Origin of the sequence: Enterobacter hormaechei subsp. hoffmannii, from assembly GCF_001729745.1 — a bacterium.
Classification (GTDB): domain Bacteria; phylum Pseudomonadota; class Gammaproteobacteria; order Enterobacterales; family Enterobacteriaceae; genus Enterobacter; species Enterobacter intestinihominis.
The window spans coordinates 26,315-45,877 of the sequence record NZ_CP017187.1 but is presented as its reverse complement, the minus strand read 5'-3'; the positions used below and the strand labels follow the sequence as shown (position 1 = coordinate 45,877).

Annotated in this window: 16 protein-coding genes and 2 pseudogenes; 10 read left to right on the top strand and 8 right to left on the bottom strand. The window is 48.2% G+C overall.

The features are described from left to right. Positions 1 to 87: 87 nt before the first annotated feature. The 4 genes and pseudogenes from BFV65_RS21655 to BFV65_RS21640 all read left to right on the top strand — a co-directional run. Positions 88 to 1,899 (top strand): beta-glucoside-specific PTS transporter subunit IIABC, encoded by a 1,812-nt coding sequence (locus tag BFV65_RS21655; protein ID WP_047732316.1) that lies wholly within the window; start codon positions 88 to 90, stop codon positions 1,897 to 1,899. Next, positions 1,899 to 3,362 (top strand): glycoside hydrolase family 1 protein, encoded by a 1,464-nt coding sequence (locus tag BFV65_RS21650; RefSeq protein ID WP_047732321.1) that lies wholly within the window; start codon positions 1,899 to 1,901, stop codon positions 3,360 to 3,362. Before BFV65_RS21655 ends, BFV65_RS21650 begins: the two co-directional genes overlap by 1 nt. A 21-nt stretch (positions 3,363 to 3,383) precedes the next feature. Next, on the top strand, positions 3,384 to 4,220 hold the full coding sequence (locus BFV65_RS21645; protein ID WP_047732325.1) for a PRD domain-containing protein: 837 nt from the start codon (positions 3,384 to 3,386) through the stop codon (positions 4,218 to 4,220). A 160-nt stretch (positions 4,221 to 4,380) separates the two neighbouring features. After that, positions 4,381 to 4,602, top strand: a pseudogene (locus BFV65_RS21640) (transposase); the annotation flags it as partial. Between the two features lie 152 nt (positions 4,603 to 4,754). On the opposite strand, the pseudogene BFV65_RS23605 reads toward BFV65_RS21640, so the two are convergent. Continuing rightward, a pseudogene (locus BFV65_RS23605) lies at positions 4,755 to 4,964 on the bottom strand (IS91 family transposase); the annotation flags it as partial. Between the two features lie 309 nt (positions 4,965 to 5,273). Continuing rightward, on the bottom strand, positions 5,274 to 6,452 hold the full coding sequence (locus tag BFV65_RS21630) for an MFS transporter (protein WP_047732334.1): 1,179 nt from the start codon (positions 6,450 to 6,452) through the stop codon (positions 5,274 to 5,276). 420 nt (positions 6,453 to 6,872) lie between these two features. Here BFV65_RS21630 and BFV65_RS21625 point away from each other — a divergent pair, with 420 nt between their 5' ends. The 4 genes from BFV65_RS21625 (at position 6,873) to BFV65_RS21610 (ending at position 11,418) form a co-directional block, all read left to right on the top strand. Then, on the top strand, positions 6,873 to 7,631 hold the full coding sequence (locus BFV65_RS21625; protein WP_053065089.1) for a DeoR/GlpR family DNA-binding transcription regulator: 759 nt from the start codon (positions 6,873 to 6,875) through the stop codon (positions 7,629 to 7,631). A gap of 33 nt (positions 7,632 to 7,664) precedes the next feature. Next, a complete protein-coding gene (locus tag BFV65_RS21620; protein WP_063136852.1) occupies positions 7,665 to 8,846 on the top strand; it encodes an MFS transporter in 1,182 nt (393 codons plus the stop codon). Between the two features lie 81 nt (positions 8,847 to 8,927). Next, entirely contained in the window at positions 8,928 to 9,557 is a 630-nt protein-coding gene (locus BFV65_RS21615; RefSeq protein WP_063136851.1) for a DUF1349 domain-containing protein, read from the top strand. A 790-nt stretch (positions 9,558 to 10,347) separates the two neighbouring features. Next, positions 10,348 to 11,418, top strand: a complete 1,071-nt coding sequence (locus BFV65_RS21610; RefSeq protein ID WP_130941442.1) for a hypothetical protein — start codon at positions 10,348 to 10,350, stop codon at positions 11,416 to 11,418. 145 nt (positions 11,419 to 11,563) lie between these two features. On the opposite strand, the gene BFV65_RS21605 is transcribed toward BFV65_RS21610, so the two are convergent. From BFV65_RS21605 to BFV65_RS21580, 6 genes are all read right to left on the bottom strand, one after another. Further along, entirely contained in the window at positions 11,564 to 11,974 is a 411-nt protein-coding gene (locus tag BFV65_RS21605) for a type II toxin-antitoxin system VapC family toxin (protein WP_063136850.1), read from the bottom strand. Then, entirely contained in the window at positions 11,971 to 12,201 is a 231-nt protein-coding gene (gene vapB / locus BFV65_RS21600; protein WP_047732352.1) for a type II toxin-antitoxin system VapB family antitoxin, read from the bottom strand. The genes BFV65_RS21605 and vapB overlap by 4 nt, the downstream gene beginning before the upstream one ends. A 662-nt stretch (positions 12,202 to 12,863) precedes the next feature. After that, entirely contained in the window at positions 12,864 to 15,074 is a 2,211-nt protein-coding gene (locus tag BFV65_RS21595) for an AAA family ATPase (RefSeq protein WP_063136849.1), read from the bottom strand. A 473-nt stretch (positions 15,075 to 15,547) separates the two neighbouring features. Next, complete coding sequence (locus BFV65_RS21590) at positions 15,548 to 16,390, bottom strand: nitroreductase family protein (protein ID WP_048291887.1); 843 nt, start codon at positions 16,388 to 16,390, stop codon at positions 15,548 to 15,550. A 67-nt stretch (positions 16,391 to 16,457) separates the two neighbouring features. After that, positions 16,458 to 17,042 carry a TetR/AcrR family transcriptional regulator gene (locus BFV65_RS21585; protein ID WP_023345591.1) on the bottom strand — a complete coding sequence of 195 codons (585 nt, stop codon included), beginning with the start codon at positions 17,040 to 17,042 and terminating at the stop codon, positions 16,458 to 16,460. A gap of 111 nt (positions 17,043 to 17,153) precedes the next feature. Next, entirely contained in the window at positions 17,154 to 17,501 is a 348-nt protein-coding gene (locus BFV65_RS21580; protein WP_032638146.1) for a winged helix-turn-helix transcriptional regulator, read from the bottom strand. A 150-nt stretch (positions 17,502 to 17,651) separates the two neighbouring features. Between BFV65_RS21580 and BFV65_RS21575 the strand changes: the two genes are divergently transcribed. Together BFV65_RS21575 and BFV65_RS21570 are read left to right on the top strand one after the other, a co-directional pair. Next, positions 17,652 to 18,497 (top strand): SDR family oxidoreductase, encoded by an 846-nt coding sequence (locus BFV65_RS21575; RefSeq protein ID WP_023345593.1) that lies wholly within the window; start codon positions 17,652 to 17,654, stop codon positions 18,495 to 18,497. 112 nt (positions 18,498 to 18,609) lie between these two features. Further along, a complete protein-coding gene (locus tag BFV65_RS21570; RefSeq protein WP_023345594.1) occupies positions 18,610 to 19,038 on the top strand; it encodes a YybH family protein in 429 nt (142 codons plus the stop codon). Positions 19,039 to 19,563 lie beyond the last annotated feature (525 nt).

The following is a 19,563-nucleotide window of genomic DNA, read 5'->3' as shown; positions in this document are numbered from 1 at the left end:
TAGGCAAGACCTGAAGCTTTCTCCGCAGAAATCAAACCGGAGGGAAGTTTCAGGTTTTTTTTTGCTCTGAAGGTAGGAAAAACTCATATGAATCACTTGAAAACGGCATTAGAGATAATCAAGCAGGTCGGTGGTGCTGAGAATATCGAGCATATTGGACACTGTTCTACCCGCTTAAGATTGAGCTTATATGACAACAGTAAAGTGAATGAAGCTGCACTTTCAAACACCGATGGCGTGCTAGGCGTACGCCTCAATGTGCAGTGCCAGGTCATTATTGGTCATGAAGTCGTACAAGTTTTCGAAGCGGTGCAGTCACTGGTTGGCCCACAACAACCTAGTGAGCAAAAGAGTTCTGCAAAAGAAAGCCAAGGTGCACGCATTGTTGATTTTGTTATCAGCGTCTTCCAGCCATTAGTTCCTGCCATCGCCGGCGGTGGTGTACTCAAATCACTGTTACTGTTAATGGATGCCATCGGCTGGATGAGCCGTGACAGTTCTACTTATAAAGTCTTGGATAATATCGGTACCGCCCCGCTCTATTTTCTGCCGATTCTGGTCGCGATCACCACGGCGATGAAATTAAAGGTCAATATACTGGTGGCGGTGTCAGCGGCTTCGGTAATGATATTACCGACAATGACTAAACAATTGGCCGAAGGGGCAACGTTTATGTCATTCGATTTGGTCAATGTTGCCTACGCCTCTCAGGTATTTCCCGCGATCCTATGCGTACTTTTATATGCCCTGACAGAGAAGTTCTTTAATCGCTATTCACCGGGCGCATTACGCATTTTCCTCTCCCCCATGCTTTCTCTGCTGGTAACAGTACCTATTACTTTACTGATCTTAGGGCCGTTAGGTTCTGAATTAGGTACCGGGCTGGCAACCCTTATTCTCTGGCTATACGGTAAATTAGGCTTTGTCGCGACAGGCCTATTTGCTGCGGCACTGCCATTTATGGTCGCCGCCGGCATGCATAAACCGATGCTACCTTATGCGGTTGCCTCCATGAGCCAGTTTGGCAAAGAAATGCTCTACCTTCCCGCCTCACTGGCACACAATATTGCCGAGTCCGGTGCTTGCATGGCGATTGCGCTAAGAAGTAAAGACAAAGTGATGAAGTCCACCGCTTTTTCGGCCGGAATTTCTGCCCTTTTTGGTATCACTGAACCCGCACTTTACGGCGTCACGCTACTCCATAAAAAAGCCTTATATAGCGTCATTATCGGCGGCGTGATTGGCGGCGCATTTATTGGTTGGGTTGGGCTTGAGGCCTTTGCATTAGTGGGACCAGGCCTTGCGAGTATCTCGATGTTTGTCTCGCCAGAAAACCCACTGAATATTCTCTGGGCCTTTGCCGGTGCCGGACTTTCCTTCTTGGTCTCATTTATCTGCGCGCTACTACTGTGGCGTGACAAAGTCAGTGAAAAAAGCGCTGAACTCAATTTCGCTCGGCCCATTGAAGGAAAAATCATCCCACTTGAAACCGTTAACGACGATGTATTTTCACGCAAAATTATGGGGGATGGTATCGCAATCATTCCTTCTCAAGGAGTGTTACGCGCCCCGGCGGATGGCACCATTGTCAGTGTCTTCGATAGCGGGCATGCGCTCGGTCTGCTGACTGACAGCGGCGTGGAGCTGATTTTTCATATCGGTATCGACACCATCAAACTGCAAGGAGAAGGCTTTAGTCCGAAGGTCACGGAAGGACAACAGGTTAAATGCGGTGACACTTTGATTGAATTTTCAATTGATACCATTACCGCGGTCGGTCTCGATCCGGTGGTGGTGATGGTAGTTACCAACGGTGAACGCTTCACTCTGCTTCCTGTTAATCAGAACGAAAAAAATCCTAATCCTCATATCATCATGACACTTAAGGAGTCCATGTAATGGCAAAACAATCCTCATTTCCGCAAGGCTTTTTATGGGGCGGGGCGATTGCCGCCAATCAGGCAGAAGGAGCATGGAATGTCGACGGTAAAGGGCCATCCGTTGCCGATGCTATCACCTGGAAACCCAATTTATCGTTGAAGGATTACAGCGGGCATATGGCTCTGACCGATGAAAATATCCAAGATGCCTTTAGCGGTAAAAATGATGCATTTTATCCGAAGCGTCGCGGTATCGATTTTTATCATCACTATAAAGACGATATCGCCTTATTTGCTGAAATGGGTTTTAAAGTGCTCAGGGTATCCATCGCTTGGTCGCGTATCTTTCCAACCGGAGAAGATGCAACCCCTAACGAAGCTGGCCTGCAATTTTATGAAGATATGTTCAGCGAATTGCGCCGTCATAATATTGAACCACTCGTCACCCTTTCACATTATGAAATGCCGCTGGCGCTCAGCGAAAAATATAATGGCTGGGTGCATCGCAATGTGATGGATGCTTTTGTGCGTTTTAGCAATGTCTGTTTTGACAGATATAAAGACTTAGTTCGTTACTGGCTAACTTTCAACGAGATAGATAGTATCCATCGCCATCCATTTACCACCGCTGGCATTCGAGAAGAGAAAAGTGAACCCGGTAAAGCAACACAAGATATTTACCAAGGACTACACCATCAATTTGTTGCCTCTGCTCTAGTGACCCGTGATTGCCACGCGAAAATTCCCGGTAGCCAAGTAGGATGCATGCTGACCAAGCTTACGACTTACCCACACAGCTGCCGCCCAGAAGATATAGAAGCGACATTAAAGAAGAACTTAGAAAACTACTTCTACGCCGATGTACAAGTGTTTGGTGAATATCCGCCGCTGATCCTACGCGATCTCGCTAGACGAAATATTCATATCACGATGGCTGCCGAAGATAAGCAAATATTAAAAGACTATACCGTCGATTTTGTCTCCTTCAGCTACTACATGTCGCTGACCGAATCGACCCAACCTGATGTAGAGCGCATTCCTGGTAACACCGTGCTTGGTGTTAGAAATCCCTACTTACCGGCATCCGAATGGGGCTGGCAAATTGACCCTATTGGACTAAAAATCTCGTTACTTGAGCTTTATGATCGTTACCAGAAACCCTTATTTATCGTCGAAAATGGTTTAGGTGCGAAAGATGTTGTGGAAAACGATAAGATCCACGACAGTTACCGTATCGACTATTTTCGTAGCCACTTTGAACAAACGCTGGCAGCCATTAATGAAGGTGTTGAGGTGATGGGCTTTACCACTTGGGGATGCATTGATCTCATCAGTGCCGGCACATCACAAATGTCTAAGCGCTACGGCTTCATCTATGTCGATCAAGATGACGAAGGGCACGGAACATTAAAACGCCTTAAAAAAGACTCCTTCTGGTGGTACCAGAAAGTGATCGGCAATAATGGTTCAGACATGAGCTAGCCTGCTCCCGAAGGAATATCCGTGATAACGATAAAAAAATCACTCAACAACAGTATGCTGTTAGTGGATAACGACCAACAAGAGATGATTCTTTTTGGTAAAGGGATTGGCTTTAACGCCAAGCCGGGGACGAATATCGATTTAGCTCAGGTAGAGAAAATTTTTCTGCCGCTAAGCAATATCAAAGGCCGTCATTTTCTATCGCTTACGGACACTATTCCTTCGGAGTTTTTCGATATCAGCCATGAAATTCTGGTGCTCGCGCGCAGCATTTGTGGGGACAAACTCAATTCGCTGTTACTTCTAACCCTTGCCGAACACCTTCATTTTGCCGTCGAACGCAGCCGTAAGAGCCAGACTATTCTGAATAAATTAAGTTGGGAAGTTAAACGCTATTATCCTCAAGAATACGGCATTGGCCAACAGGCTCGCGCTAAGGTCAATGAGAGATTTAAGGTCGAACTCCCCGAAGATGAATCGGTGAATATTGCCTTTCATCTTATCAGTGCTAGCAGCCAAGAGAGCGACAGTTCCGCCCATCAACAAGTTGAATTAGTTAACCGACTCGCCGCCATTGTTCACTATAAATTGGGTAAGAATACCGATACCGAATCAGTTAATTACATACGCTTTATCAATCATTTAAGATATTTTTCAGAGCGGGTACTGGCGGGTAAAATCGTGATGAGCGAGACAGAAGATTTTTATCAGGAATTGATGCGCTACCGTCCAGATGCCATGAATGTCGCTTGGGGTATTCGCGATTACGTGCAGGACAAATATCAACTGTCGTTACCGAAAGATGAACTAACATGGCTCAGTATTCATATTAGTCGCTTAATAGATAAGCAGTCCTGAATCTAATAACAACAATGTCTGATTTGTTCTATCAGACATTTTATATTGAGCACTGCGATCCTTTAAATTTTTCCGGTCGTGACGCCGATGTAGTGTTGTTGTACCCTTTTGGCTTTTGAATGCAGTTAGGCTTTGTTGAATAAATCGAACTTTTGCTGAGTTGAAGGATCAGAGCACGCATCTTCCCGACAACGCAGACCGTTCCGTGGCAAAGCAAAAGTTCAAAATCACCAACTGGCCCACCTACAACAAAGCCCTCATCAACCGTGGCTCCATAACTTTCTGGCTGGACGATGAAGCGATTCAGGCCTGGTATGAGTCGGCAACGCCTTCATCACGGGGAAGACCTCAGCGCTATTCTGATCTCGCCATCACCACCGTTCATGGTTAGGAGATTGAATCATCGTTTTAAACATTTCCTGACCATGAACATCGTCTTCAGAAGCCAGGTTATAGCGGGTACTCATACCACTTATGGCCATAAAATGCGCTTTCAGGCGTATTATTAGCCTAAAATCCATATTTCAGGCGCACTTATCCTGCTGCCTGTGCCAGAAGCCATCGTTTCCTGTCGATGTTATGCAGCCTTTCGGCCACTAACTCTGTGGCATGTCTGCCCGCCTCTGCGCCGGTAAAATGAAGCCGGTTACCGCACAGGATGCATTTGTACGGGTCTGTGCGCAGAAATTCCTTCATCAGCGCGGCGAAGCCCGGCTGCGCCGGTTTTTTCCGTGCCTTCATCTGGCTGCGTATTCTGGCGAAGATAAGGATTAATGTGCGGATTGTCTCTCTTTTGACGTCAGCGGGCGGTCAGTTGTGAGGGGGAACGCGAATTTTTTCTCAATGGCAGTAGAGGGTCGCACTGGCCTGGGCGTTCATTTCTCAAGTGGGAGGTGTTCACCTGTTCTCAGTCCCGTCAACACATGCTCCTAAATCATGAATTAATTTACTGATGAGCGGGAAATTCCTGAACAAAAGTCAGACGCGACAAACGGGGGATATAGTGAAGAATGATAACGACTCCACTACATCCTTTCTTCAGTTACAGAACGGTCAACAGGCAATGCGTTCCGATTTTCTGGTATCCGAAACGGCCCATAAATGCAAACCTAACCCAGCCAAGGCCAGGATAGCACCAACCCAGCCGGTTGACGACCAGCCCAGTCCGGCCGTGATGGTCAGGCCCCCGAGCCAGGCTCCCAGAGCGTTAGCAGTGTTAAACGCCGAGTGATTTAGCGCTGCAGCCATCGTCTGTGCATCTCCGGCGACATCCATCAGTCGTATTTGCAAAACGGAAGAGAGGGAAACCATCGTGCCTATCAACATTACGGTGATGGCCCCGGGCCATGCGTAGTGAGAGGTAAAGACATACACGCACATTATCAGAATGGACCACAGCAGCAGGTAACGAATGGTTTTTTCTAGATTCTTGTCAGCCATTCTTCCACCGATGACGTTACCCGCGACCATACCCAGTCCGAACATGGACAGTATTACAGGGATCATTGCCGCAGAATGCCCTGCGAGTTCAAGCATGGTGGGTTTTACGTAACTGAAAACCGCAAACATGCCCCCATTACCGATTGACCCAATGGCCAGAGTCAGAAGAACCTGTTTTCGTGTAATCGCTGAAAGTTCGCGAAGCGGACTCGCAGTTTTATCTCCTGCCTTCCACGGTACCCATGCATAAATCATTAATATAGTCAGCACCGCCAGCGCACCCACAATAGCAAATGCCGTACGCCAGCCGACAGACTGACCGATGGCGGTCACAGCCGGGACGCCAAGAAGGTTGGCGACCGTCAGTCCAAGAAGCACCATTGAAACGGCCTGAGCCCTTCTGGAACGCTCTACCAGCTCTGCTGCCAGCAGTGCGGCAACACCGAAGAAGGTCCCGTGGGGAATACCGGCAATGAACCGCATCAGCAGCATCAGTTCGTAGTCCGGGGCCCATGCGCTCATCAGGTTACCCGCAGCAAACATAGCCATCAGGATAATGAGGAAAGTTTTTCGGGACAGCCTTGCCCCGGCGACGGCCAGAACAGGCGCACCAACCACAACACCCAGTGCATAAATACTTATCAGATGTCCGGCAGAAGGAATGGATACGCCGAGCCCATGTGCCGCGTCGGGAAGCAGCCCCATGATGACAAATTCGCCCGTACCAATTGCAAATCCACCCATAGCAAGAGACAGAAGCGCCTTTATCAGCGCACCGCGTGATCTGACCATCTCCACGGAAGGAGCAACCTGGCCGTTTACAGCATGATTTTTCATATTTGATTTATAGAATTTTGCAGATGAATAAAAATCTCAGGATGTGAGGTTCAACATGACGATTTACGGTGAAATCGCTTGGCCTGAAGATGCAAGTTTCGTTTTACGCCCTTTTTTATGAGCGACATACCGCAGAAGTGCTGTCGCACAGGTCTGTCTTTTTTCATTGATGACGCTAGACCACTTACCCACCCCCTTCTGAATTTTCCGGCTGTCTGATCCTTTCAGTAATGCCTCCCTCCGGTTTAACCCTGATGACGTTCGGGCTTAATAAGTAGTCATGGATGCCAGGCTGAATAAGGATTGCACACACCCAGCAAACGTGCAAGAATCACCACAAATAAACACAATCAAACAAAGCGTCGGTGTCTGTTTATGCTTAATCAGGAAAGACAGGATGAGATCCTGAAACGCCTCAGCGTTCGTGGTCGTGTAATAGCCGCTGAGCTGGCCAGAGAGTTTGGCGTATCTGAAAACGCCATAAGACGTGATCTCAGGCAAATGGCCGAACAGGGTCTTTGCAGGAGGGTTTATGGCGGGGCCTTACTGCCTGCTCCTGACGCAGGAAATATTCAGATCAGGGCGGGGAACTTTGTTGAAAACAAACAAAGAATGTCTCAGTGCATCACTAAATACCTTAAAAATGGTCAGACCATTTTTATTGATGCCAGCTCAACCAACATAGCCATCGCAGCGGGCCTTCCCAGAGACGTATCCCTCACCGTCGTGACAAACGCCCCGGCCGTCGCTATCGCCTTATCAGAGCACACGCTGTGCAAAACTATGGTGCTTGGCGGCATATTTAATGCGATTAAGGGTGCCTGTCTTGGAAGCCAGACCGTGGACCAGGCCCGTCAGATTTTGCCGGATATTCTCATCCTGGGTGCCTGTGGGGTGGATGTTACGCTTGGTATAACGGCACTTGAGCCGGAAGAGGCAGAGCTGAAGCGTTGTCTTATGCAGCAAAGCTCAAGAGTGATTGTGCCGGTCACCCTCAATAAAATTGGTACAGCAGCGCCTTTCCGTTTGTCTGATATCTCTGATATCGACGTACTTATCGTCCCTGAGGGACTCAGCAATGAAACCCTGGAACAATTCGTTCTGACGGGTATCAGTGTCGAAATAGCAGACTAGCTTCAGCATTATCAAGAACAGGATCTTTTATCCATGAAGTCTCAGACGTCCTCAGGGACCCTTCTGAATACAACAGATAACTTTGCCATCACTATTCTCTCGCTTGCTGCGTTTGTAATTGTGACAACTGAATTTGTCATTATAGGCCTTATGCCATTAATGGCAGGGGATCTGGGCATATCCATCCCTGTAGCAGGACAACTTGTCACGGCATTTGCTGTGACTGTGGTGTTTGCCGGTCCCCCGCTGACGGCGTATTTTTCCCGTGTTGAGAAACGGGCACTTTTTATGTGGATACTGGTTGCGTTCAGTGCCAGCAATGCTGCCGTTGCTCTCGCGCCTGGCTACTGGACAATTCTTGCGGCCAGGCTGATTCCGGCCGCTCTTCTTCCGGTTTTCTGGGGAATTGGAAGTGATGTCGCCGGAAAAATAGTTTCCGCAGACAAAGCGGGGAAAGCCATTTCTCAGGTCTATCTGGGCGTAACCGGTGCACTGTTATTTGGGTTACCGCTGGGGACACTTCTGGGGGACGCAGCAGGATGGCGGGGAACCTTCTGGTTTTTAGCCGTTCTGTCAGCTGCAATGGCATTTCTTCTCAGAGCGGCGATGCCAATCATTCCCGGAGAAAGTAACGTCAGTGTGATGACGCAGGTCAGAATGCTTAACAACCGGTACTTTATTGCCAACCTTATACTTTCGCTTGCCGTTTTTACCGGCATGTTTGGCGCTTATACCTATCTTGCAGACATGCTACAAAGCCATGCCGGAATTGAGGGTACTTATATCGGTTGGTGGCTGATGGGCTTTGGCACGGTAGGCCTGATAGGTAATTACCTTGCCGGTCGTTATGTTGACCGCCATCCGGATGCAGCCGGTATCATTTCCTGCGTTATGCTGGGAACAGGGGCAGTAGCTTCAGTACTTCTGACTAAATCAGCGGTATTTTTCATTTTCTCCCTCGTTTTATGGGGTATAGCACATACCGCGCTCTTTCCGCTCGGGCAAATCAGGGTGATGAAAGCGGCCCGGGGCGGAAAGGCACTTGCCGGCACGCTTAATATTTCGGCCTGTAACAGCGGCATTGCGCTGGGGGCTATTCTGGGCGGCTGGGCAATAGATCTTGGGGGGATCGGTGCTGCGATTACCGGTGCGAGTCTCCTGATGTTCTTATGTGCAGCAGCATATCCTTGGATTAGACGTCTTGATGCCGGCTGAGTAATGGGTGAGACGCGCGCTGTACTGTCGTTGTGAGCGGAACTGGCTTTCATCTGGTGATGATTAAAAAAGGGAAAGAGAATGGATCAATATGTTCAGGAAGGCTTTAAAGCCTCAGAAGGTTCTTCATGGTCATACGATGCGCAGACAGGCTCACTGTCTGTATCGGCCCTGCCGGAAAGCGATATTTATATCGATCCCTCGTGCAGTAATCCGGACTCAATGATCAAGGCAAGGCATGATGCTGTGACGATGATGACCCCCTGCCCGCAGGGCGACTTTCAGTTTAGCGCTACCGTAGAAGTGGACTTCAGGGATACGTTCGATGCCGGTGTGTTACTTCTGCGCGCGAATGAAAAAACCTGGGCAAAATTGTGTTATGAAATTTCACCTGATGGTGAACCCATGGTGGTTTCTGTGGTGAACAAGGGAGCTACATCTGATGATGCTAACGCATTTGTTGTTACCGCTCCCCGGGTTTCCCTCCGTATTTCACGACGTGACAATATCTACGCATTTCATGCCTCGCTGGAATCAGGAAAGTGGATATTTATCCGCGCATTTTCATTTGATGATGCACTCGATAATGATTCAGAAGAGATGACGGTAGGTTTTGAAGCTCAGTCACCCAACGGCAGGGGATGTCTGGTTAAATTTGAAGATATTTCATTTTCCAGGAGCACACTGAACCTGCTGCGTGACGGGAATTAATTGACCACATATTGTATCAGGCAGGTTAGTAAACTGCCTGATACAAACGGAAACAGCATACGCTTAGCGGTTCATCAAAAAACAAGATCCTTGGCTTCAATCATTTTCGTTGCAGGCATGCCATTTCTTAAATAGTCGTTCGAGATTAACCAGCGATGCAGTTTTATTATTTCTGGATCTATTCACTCCAGATCCTGCGGTTTGAAAGACCAGAAGGTCCAGCTTTTGAATTCTCATATGCGGCGATCTTTTTGCTGTAGTACAGAGGAGCACATTCTGAACACGCAAGCCACTTCATGAGGAAGAGGTCCGGGATAATCATTTTGAATAGCATGGCGCTCAGGCGGTGCGAATTTCATTGGCTGAATATGTATAAAAATGTCCGGGTAAAAATATTGCAACCCAGGTTTTAACTTACCGCTAAGTACCTAGGTTTCTCATCTGTAATTTTCAATATCGCGCTGGTAAACATTATTTGAATGTTTAAATTTTAGATCTGAAATATAAAGCACACGGTTCCATCAGAGATGCTGCATCCTGAGGATTGTCACTCCCGGAGGAATGAAAATGGGGGTAAGCATCTTAAGGTAATTATTAAAATGTCAGGTCAAGTGGTTATTAATTGCCCGGGGTACAGTGGCTCCGGGAAAATGCGCGAGTTACGCGGCTTTCTGAGCTGGCTGTGTGTTGTGTTAAAGGGGTTGTGAAGAGAAATAATTTATATGCCTTTGAGTACATGAATTTTCTTGTAAAAAAAGGCAGATCGATAACTGAATTTAAGAGGTGGCCAGTGAGGGAAATTATTTTAGAACTGAGTGAGGAAGACAGCCGGAACTACAGGGAATGGCTGCTTATGCGGGAGGACTGGTATTTCCCGTTCCCTGAACGCTACAGCGATTTAACGTTTTCAGGTTGTAAAATCACATCCGGACAATCCGAAGCGATCCCTCTTTTTACCCGTAACATTCTCCCGCTCACAGCTTATCTGCTAAAAAAAAATCCCACCCCAGAACTGCATCGCTGTGCAGTTATTCTCATGATGAAGTCCTGTTATGCTGCTTTCAGAAATGCGCCCCCCGTGATCCACTCCGGACGCCTGAAGACATTTCTGAACGTGATGGCAGATATTTACAGTTTTGCGTATGCCCGTGGAATGAAGATAGATGACCAGAACTGTCTTCATGTTTTTAAAATTAAAAGCTGGGATGAAGCGCCAGAGATAAGTAAGCATGTCGCGGACATTACCGATTTCATCAGTTCAGCCCGAACTGGAAATCTGCTCCATGCCTTACCCCAGGCGCTGCATTTACTCGGCAGGATTAATGCAACAGAATTGACAACGGTTATATCAGGTAAATATCTGACTGAATTGTTGCCGGTAGTTTCTGTTTCAATGAAATACTGCCCTGAAGATTATGACGATACAACATCACATTTACATCAGTCCAGATATGCAGAGCATCAGTTCAAAAGCGGGGAGATAACTATAAGTGTAACGGCAATAACATTTCCCTTAAATCCGTTCAGTGAGGTTTATCAGGCCATTGATACAGAAGTCTGTATCACACACTATGGCAGCGGATTTTACTTCGGGTGGCCCGTTTTACGTGAGCTTGTGACGGCAGCCGCCTTTTTATGTGCGGAAACAAAAGTAAATCACAACAGCAATTACAGGGGAAAGGAAGTATTCACGAATTTCAATGCTGAAGGTAAAAACTTTAATTTAACCATAGCATCATTCACTATTCAGATGGACATAATTACTTTCAGACAGTTCATATCCGGATTAAATTCATTTTTCGAAATGACGGAGTTAAAAATTATTCTGGAACAGGTCAGTCATCACCTCGGTAATTACTGACCAGGCCGTTTGCATGGCAGATGTGCCCTTCAGTTTTTTCCCTTCAGGCCAGAGAAGCGCATGTTCTTTCCGCTGGCCCGTTTTTCCTGATAATGAGGGTATAAAAGCTAAACGGCGTAAAGCCTTTCCGGCTTCCCTTACCAGCCTATTTAACCCAGTCTTCCAGTGCCAGGCCCGGCACCCGCTCAAACTCCCGCACATTATTTGTCACCAGCACGGCGCAGGCGGCGATGGCGTGCCCGGCAATCGCCGTGTCGTTCGGGTCGATCGGCGTCCCGGCCATGCGCAGCGCGACCTTAATCTCCGTGGTCGCATCCACCGCGGCGCGGTCCCAGGGCAGGATGGCATCGAGGCGTGCGGCGAAGGCGTCAGCCAGATTCTGCGTGCCGGGACCGGACTCCTTCGCTGCCTGTGACAGCTCGGCCCAGGTGATGGCCGAGACCACGATGCGGTGACCGCGCAGCACCGCCTGCTCCAGGCGCTTCAGCACGGCTTCCGGCTGCTCGCGCATGATGAACGAGCAGATGTTGGTGTCGAGCATATAGATCCTGTTCACAGGTTAACCCGTCCTTCGTCGCTGACAACATCCTCGCGCTCTGCCATAAAGTCCGGGTCGGCTTTTTCGAGCTGCGCGAACGAACCCCAGGTCGGCCGGACGGGACGCAGGATGATGCTGTCCCCTTCCCGGATGATCTCCAGCTCGCTCACCCCCTCAAAATCCATATCGCGGGGCAGGCGGATGGCGCGGTTGTTGCCGTTTTTAAAAATGGATACGGTTCTCATGATTCTCTCCCGGGTAAAAGTGGATCTGTGGTGCATATCCGGAATGGGGTGCATTGCACCGGGTGTGTGCATATGTTGAGTATAGGCAGATGTCATGCATATGTATAGGGGCTATATATGCAGATGGTCAGGATATGCGTATGCATTGCCTATGCAGATGCCGGGCATATGGATATGTTCAGCCTATACGGGCTTCTCACTTTTTCCGCGAAGATCCGAAAAATACCAAAGCCGGAAATAACATGCTCGGTTGCTAGCGAGGGGACTGGAGTGCGGAACGATCGTTAACTGCATGAGCTCTGGCTTTCCTTAGATTTGGTTATAAAAGTCTGGATGTGCATTGTTGTTAGTTCCGGGAATAGGAGCTCTGCTTTTCCCTCTTTCAAATGTGGAAATGATTTACCTCAAACCGGAACGGTGTTTATAATCAGCTGTCGTCACCTCGGGTGTTCCCCTCTGCGCTTTTTACCGCCTGTAAATGGTTACAGGGACTTCCGGCAGTAGCCGGACTGTAAAAGGAAAACCCGCCATGAAACCGAAAATTGTACCCGTTGTACGGTATACACGTTTTCGTTTCGGGCGCGTGGAGCATGTGCGTAATCACATGCGCTCGCTCCCGACGCGTTAAGTGAACGGTGCCCGCAGGTGACGATACTTTCTGTTTACGCCTCTGTTTCCGGCGGTTCTTCGGATTCCCCCATCATGGCAACATAGTGTTCAAGGTCATCAGTGTGAATAAACACTTTTCTGAACATGTTCAGATAGCGATCCTTATCGATGATGCCGGTGGAGAAAAGATTTCTGCCGTCCGAATGCGAGTGGCGGTTGATGGCCCGGTAAAATGAATCGTATTCTCCGGCATCGCTGTGTTCCGTAGCCAGAGACTCCAGGGCCTCCTTAAGCTTTTCATTTTTGCAGGCAAAGCTGAAATAATACTCCAGAATATTCCTCATCGTATTGAACAACACCACGGGCTGGGTTTTCGCATCCCTGACATCTTTCAGGGTCTGCCATAACGCCTGATATTCATTGAGCATTTCGTGCATGGAAAGCGTTTCGCAGGAACTGTAATCCGACTTGATGATGCGAAACAGCGACCAGTTTGCTGGCGCATTCCTGCCATCCTGCAGGCGGCCGCTGTTCAGCAGCATCTCCTGGAAGAAAAACATATTATGCGTCAGTATAACCACATGTCTCGCTGCAGCGGCCTTAATTATCTTTCGCTTAATGAGCGCTGCAACTTCATAGATATAGTTATGTGACAGGCTGGAAATCGGGTCATCAATCACAATGAGTTTATTTTCCGGATGGATAGTTTCCGGGGTAAGACTGCCCGAACACGATTCGATGAAATAGAGAAAAGCAACCATTGTTTTCTCACCCTCACTGAGGGATTTGAAGACTTCCGACTTTTCTGGCTCGCTTCCCCGGCGAAGACGGTACAGTTTCATCTCAGCATCATGGCAGATGATTTCAAAGCCGGTGATCCCCAGCAGCCTGAGATTCGCATTGATACTGTTAATTGTTGGCTGGATGTCGGAGAGCTGTCCGGTCAGCCTGTTCGTCTCATCATCCAGTGTTTTCTTACTCGCAGCCAGGGCGCCGACTTCACGCAATCTGGTTTCGATTTCGTTCTGCAGTTCGCCAAGCTGCCGGTCACGCCCGGCAAAGAACTCCTCACAAATTCCCCTGAGGTGCGCCATAACTTCCGCATACAGGTTCTGTTTTTCCTGACCGAAGTTTTCAGCAAGACGGTTGTTTTCCCGTACCCGAATATTGAAAACGTCCACTTCCTTCTGGAGCTGCACCAGGGGATCTTGGACGTTCTCGGGTTGTACCTGCAGGGAAGGCTCTTTAATTTTAGTAAGGAGCTGCTGTAACAGGATCCGGAAGCCTTTATTGACCGTTTTCACCAGGCTTAAAATCTGACTGTCCTCATCAACGAAAGCATGGGTCGTAACACGGCGTTCAAATTCGGCCAGGGCATCACAGTCCTGAGCAAGTCGTTCTGCGGCCTGGCTAAGCGCCCCGAGAGACGTCTGGTATGACTCATCAAACATCTGAATCAGTTCGCGCGAAAAGGCCGTTACATCCAGAGACTGCTGGCAGAACGGGCAGATATCGTCATGTATATACTGCTGTCCCTGGCGCACCCAGTCAGCATTACCGATCTTCTGAATGAGAGCAGAGAATTGCGTACTGCTTGCAGGCATCACGGGTTCCTGCATCAGTATCAGGGTGTCTTCCGTTAAAACAGTTGTCGTGGGAATATGAATTTCGGCGACAAGCGTTCCTTCGCTCTGACTTAACATCCGCCATTTATCCGCCAGCGCCTCAGCCGTGGTGCTAACCTCCGACAGCGGTGTTGCCACCATACGTTCGTAAAACGATCGTTTAATTTTAGCGCCATCCAGGAAATCGCTGAGGATTTTCCTATCATTGACTGTCCGGTTGAAAATATCTCTGGCACAGCGGTCAGTGACCGTTTCCTTCATCCCTTCCTTCTCGGCGATCTCCTCATTCAGCTTATCTGTCCGGGCACTCAGTTTTGCGCTTTCTTTATTATTACTGTTTATTTTGTCCTGGCTTTCCTGATTGGCCTCGCTGAGGGTGAAGATCCCGGGCTGATAGTCAGAACGGGTGAACTTACTGTCAATGTATTCCTGATTAAAGACCTGAAAGTGGCTGACGTGCGGGCTCTCAAAAGCGCAGTGCCGGTATTTATCCGCCTGCCGGTCATAGAAATAGCCTGATACCGTGGATTTTCCTGAGCCGTTCTGGCCATAGATGAGTGTCACCTTACTGCTGAGATCAAAGCAGATATCCCTGTCAGGCGCGTAGCTTCTGACGCCCCGGATCCTGAGTTGAGCCATTATTTTTCTCCTTGTCCCTGAGTTTGCCCAGTCTTTCCATCGTAGCCCACTTTGCATTCGGGTTATGCCATCCCGATCAGATTTATCCGAACCACTCTTGCGTTCCAAATCTGACATGACCGGAAATGATGACCATCGTGATTTAATTGAAGTGAAATTGCTTTAATGGCAATAATAAAATTCTTTTGTGCTTTCTGGTCATTAATGTCCTTAGAGCAATAATAATAATTAATTACTGTCTAATATGCACCAGTGCGCTTCATCCCCAATGAAGATCCGAAAACCCAGAAAGTCGGATCTGGATTGAGTAACCGTATGGAAGGGTGATGGAGAAACGGCATGAGGGAGTCAAAGCAAAAGGCAGATCGGAACGGAAGGTCAGCTTTGAGCGAAAAGCGGACGTAATACTTATGTCTGATTTGATAGCAGTAAGCGACGCTTTTTTTGCGGCTGCACACACAGCCGCAACAGATTTATTTAAAACCGAATCCGCGATCTTCAAGCGTAGCGCGAAGGTTCTGGCGTCCGTCCATATAGTCCATGCTTGTTGCTGAGCTTTGTACGGCCTGTTTCCAGGTTTTGTCTTTCATTCCCAGTCCTTCACGAAACGCATGGAACGCTTCTTCATAGCTTTTAACATGTGCGTCAAAGTCAGATGCGTTGTAGCGGTTATGGTGAGCGACCACGCTCTGAGGCAGGCGTGGGCGAATACTTGCGTTGCTTTTCGGATCGGGCCATCCGACAACCAGTCCGCATACAACGTAGCTGTGCGGGGGCAGTTGAATAAGTTCGGCTAGTTCTTTTGCCTTGTTTCGTGTAGCCCCGATATAAACGGTTCCCAGTCCGATTGATTCGGCCGCCACAGTAGCGTTCTGCGAGGCAAGCGAGGCATCCACAGTCGCCATAACAAATGAGTCGAGATATTCATGCACACCCGGATTCAGACCATCCGCCACGGTCATATCATGATTACGCGACAGGTCAGCCACCCATAAAAGTATCGCAGGCGCTTCTTCAATGTAGCCATTAGCCAGACCGCTATCCCCAGCGGACAGCTTTCTTACCTGTGCCTTAAGCTCAGGATCGGTAACCGCTACTACGCTCCATTGCTGTAGATTTGAGGATGTTGAGGCAGACTGTGCGGCTGCCACCAGAGTTTCAAACCAGTATTCAGGCAGAGGTTGCGGCGAAAAGCTTCTGACTGAACGGTGGCAGAGTAACCCTTCTATCTGTTTGTTCCAGATAATATTTTCAGGCCTGTCTTTCTCGCCATAGCGTGCCGCTATCAGCTGTTCTTTCTGAAAATCGTCAGTCATAAATTTTCTCCCCGTAAATTGTAATGATCGTTCAAAAATAGGTTAAATAAAAAGGCCTTCTGGCCTTTTACTGAATACTGCCGATAAGCGCTTCAATCGCATGCTGTTGATATTCAGGTTCATGCACGATCCTGCCAAACACCCGGAAGCCAAAGTAGGCACACATGAATGCTTTCGCCATCGACTGAGCCTGACGGCCCCTTTCAAACTCTCCGGTCGTAATACCGGCAGAAAAAAGCGCAACAAACATCCCTTCAAGTTCTTTGATATAGCTGCGACTCAGGCCTTCAACGGTTTTATCTTTAGCCGCTCTTTCGAGAGGAGAAAATATCGCCATACAGCCATTACGCTCAATGTCGCTGAAATCAAGCTCAATGCCTTTTTCAAGCAGAATTCGGAGTCGATCTTTCACGCTTCCGGGCTGGCGGAAAACTTCCTCGTGAAACTCAATGCTGGAGCGGTGATAGCGTCGCAGGGCTTCATGATAAAGATTTTCTTTACTGCCGAAAGCAGCATACAGGCTGCCACGGCCCAGACCTGTGCTGTCAACGAGTTCCTGCGCCGAAGTCGCTTCAAAACCGTTACGCCAGAATGCATCCATGGCTGCCTGTATTACCAGCTGGTCATCAAATTCTCTTGGTCTGCCTGCCATCGCTTACTCCTGCCTCAGAACTGTTATCACCCTAACAATTATGGAACGGTCAGTCAATAATTAGTAGTATCGTTAAAAGCAGGCAGACGATAACGTCAGCACATTAATTTTTTAACGCGAATTATTCAGGATTTCTGCCTGGCTGGCCTCAATTATTGAAACAAGTTCCTGCAGTTTCACTGCCACAACGCGTCCCAGAGGCGTCAGTGAGTATTCGACATGCGGGGGTATGGTGTCATATGAGTACCGTTTAATCATCCCATCACTCTCAAGAGACTGTAGAGTCTGGGCCAGCATTCTTTCACTTACCCCTTCAATACGCCGTCTTAAGCTGCTGAAACGATGGGTCTCAGATAGCAGGGCGACCATTATCAAAACGCCCCAGCGGCTGCTCAGGTGTTGAAGTACCTGCCTTGACGGGCATCCTGCAGCCATCACATTGCAGGTGATAGCAGGCATCTCTGACGCTGAAGCATTGTCACGAACCTGATCTTTAATCAATGTCATTTAACACTAACCTTTTTGTAAGTACTTACTAAAATAATCTATATCGGTATAGTACCTTTTCAGTTTAAACGTGAGCAACTTTTACCTGATACGGAGAATAAAATGACGATTGCAATCACTGGTGCAACAGGCCATCTTGGCCAGTTAGTTATTGAAAAACTTAAACAAAAAGTTGACGCTTCTGAAATTGTCGCTCTGGTAAGAACCCCTGCGAAAGCAGCTGGCCTGGGTGTAGCTACACGCGAAGCTGATTACACTCGCCAGGATACGCTGGATGTAGCATTGAAAGGAGTTGATACCCTGCTGCTTATCTCCGGCAATGAAATCGGGCAACGTGCGGTGCAGCACGAAAATGTAATCCGTGCTGCTGTAAAAAATGGTGTAAAGCGCATCGTGTATACGAGCTTGCTGCATGCTGACAAGTCACCACTCAACCTGGCACCAGAACACGTCCAGACAGAACAGGCTCTCAAAAACTCGGGGCTGGACTATACAATCCTGCGTAACGGCTGGTATTCAGAAAACTACACGGGTTCTATTGCACCTGCGCTGGGCCTTGGCGCTTTTTATGGCAGTGCTGGCGAAGGTAAAATTTCCTCCGCGCCTCGTGAGGATTACGCAGAAGCCGCTGTAGTGGCGCTGACCGGGCAAGGCCACGAAGGCAAAACCTATGAGCTGGCCGGAGATGAATTCTATACGCTGACTGATTTAGCTGCGGAAATTACGGCTCAGAGCGGCAAAGATATTCCTTACCGTAATATCCCGGAAGCAGATTACGCGGCGGCACTAAAAAATGCAGGCCTGCCTGATGGATTTGCTGAGGCGATTGCGTCATGGGATACGGGTGCCTCTCAGAACGCGTTGTTTGATGACAGCCATGTTCTGTCAAAACTGATTGGCAGAAAAACTACGCCTATCGCAGTAAGCGTTCAGAAAGCGCTTGCCTGACAATGTTGCCCCGTCACTTCGGGGCACCTTTCATCGACAGTCAAAGTCAATTAACTAAGTCTTTTCTTCCAGAATTTTTGAATCTGGATGCCGGTAAAAAATGAGGTTAAAAATGAACCTGAAGCATGACAAAGCTGAGAATGTCATCAGTGATTATATCGAGTCAATTATCCGATGCGATTACGAATTAGCGCGCTCTATATGGAAGGCTGGCGATGACGTCAGTTTCATTCATCCCCGCGGACATGAAAAAGGCTGGGATGAGATTGAGCAAAACTTTTATCGCATGACAATGGATGAAATGTTTTCCAGCCGTTTACTGAAAACCGTAGGTGCGCCTGACATCCGTTACTATGGTGAAAATACGGCCGTAGTAGAGTTTTACTGGGACTTTGTTGCAACCTTTCGTGATAGCGGCGATGAGCTTCATACTACTGGGCGCGAAAGCCAGGTGCTGTTAAAAGGCCCTGACGGAAACTGGAAAATTGCACAGGTTCATTATTCTGGCCCGGCGGTAACAGGCGAAGGTGAAGGATTCTGATGCTGATACAGGGGGGGAAGCTTATCAGGCGTGAACATCATTCCAAGACATTCCCCCCTGAACTGCGCAATATTTTAAAGGGCATGCGTTTTTGCTGTTCAAAACGTTGCCGGCTACATCCAGGGCTCCAGCCCACAGATGAAGATAATCATTCACCTTTAAAGCGGCCGGGACGTCATAGGCATGATTACCCAGCCTCCATACCGCCCGTGCCCCTGACCTGGCCCCTACCGGTTGATACCCAGCAGCCATAGCAACGCCAGCTTTTGGCACAAAGCGGACATTAGGGCGGCCACAATGTAAAAGGGGAGGACGGACGTTCAGAGGGAAACTGATGCTTACCGCTTCGTCGTTGATGCGCCGTCAGGATAACTTGTCTTTTATCGGCAATAATCAGTGTCTTTTACTTCCCAAAAGACAATAATTCTTAAATCACAATAATCATTGTGAATTATTGCAATAAATGCATTAATCTTTTCCCTCTTTTGCTTAGATCCTAAAAAAGTAAAGTCGGAACCTGCGCTA

What these genes read in the sequence shown, in the direction of transcription:
- BFV65_RS21595 (WP_063136849.1), bottom strand. Translation starts at nt 15,074, where the DNA reads ATGGCTCAACTCAGGATCCGGGGCGTCAGAAGCTACGCGCCTGACAGG.
- BFV65_RS21655 (WP_047732316.1), top strand. Translation starts at nt 88, where the DNA reads ATGAATCACTTGAAAACGGCATTAGAGATAATCAAGCAGGTCGGTGGT.
- BFV65_RS21620 (WP_063136852.1), top strand. Translation starts at nt 7,665, where the DNA reads ATGAAGTCTCAGACGTCCTCAGGGACCCTTCTGAATACAACAGATAAC.
- vapB (WP_047732352.1), bottom strand. Translation starts at nt 12,201, where the DNA reads ATGAGAACCGTATCCATTTTTAAAAACGGCAACAACCGCGCCATCCGC.
- BFV65_RS21585 (WP_023345591.1), bottom strand. Translation starts at nt 17,042, where the DNA reads ATGGCAGGCAGACCAAGAGAATTTGATGACCAGCTGGTAATACAGGCA.
- BFV65_RS21575 (WP_023345593.1), top strand. Translation starts at nt 17,652, where the DNA reads ATGACGATTGCAATCACTGGTGCAACAGGCCATCTTGGCCAGTTAGTT.
- BFV65_RS21615 (WP_063136851.1), top strand. Translation starts at nt 8,928, where the DNA reads ATGGATCAATATGTTCAGGAAGGCTTTAAAGCCTCAGAAGGTTCTTCA.
- BFV65_RS21625 (WP_053065089.1), top strand. Translation starts at nt 6,873, where the DNA reads ATGCTTAATCAGGAAAGACAGGATGAGATCCTGAAACGCCTCAGCGTT.
- BFV65_RS21630 (WP_047732334.1), bottom strand. Translation starts at nt 6,452, where the DNA reads ATGGTCAGATCACGCGGTGCGCTGATAAAGGCGCTTCTGTCTCTTGCT.
- BFV65_RS21650 (WP_047732321.1), top strand. Translation starts at nt 1,899, where the DNA reads ATGGCAAAACAATCCTCATTTCCGCAAGGCTTTTTATGGGGCGGGGCG.
- BFV65_RS21590 (WP_048291887.1), bottom strand. Translation starts at nt 16,390, where the DNA reads ATGACTGACGATTTTCAGAAAGAACAGCTGATAGCGGCACGCTATGGC.
- BFV65_RS21570 (WP_023345594.1), top strand. Translation starts at nt 18,610, where the DNA reads ATGAACCTGAAGCATGACAAAGCTGAGAATGTCATCAGTGATTATATC.
- BFV65_RS21580 (WP_032638146.1), bottom strand. Translation starts at nt 17,501, where the DNA reads ATGCCTGCTATCACCTGCAATGTGATGGCTGCAGGATGCCCGTCAAGG.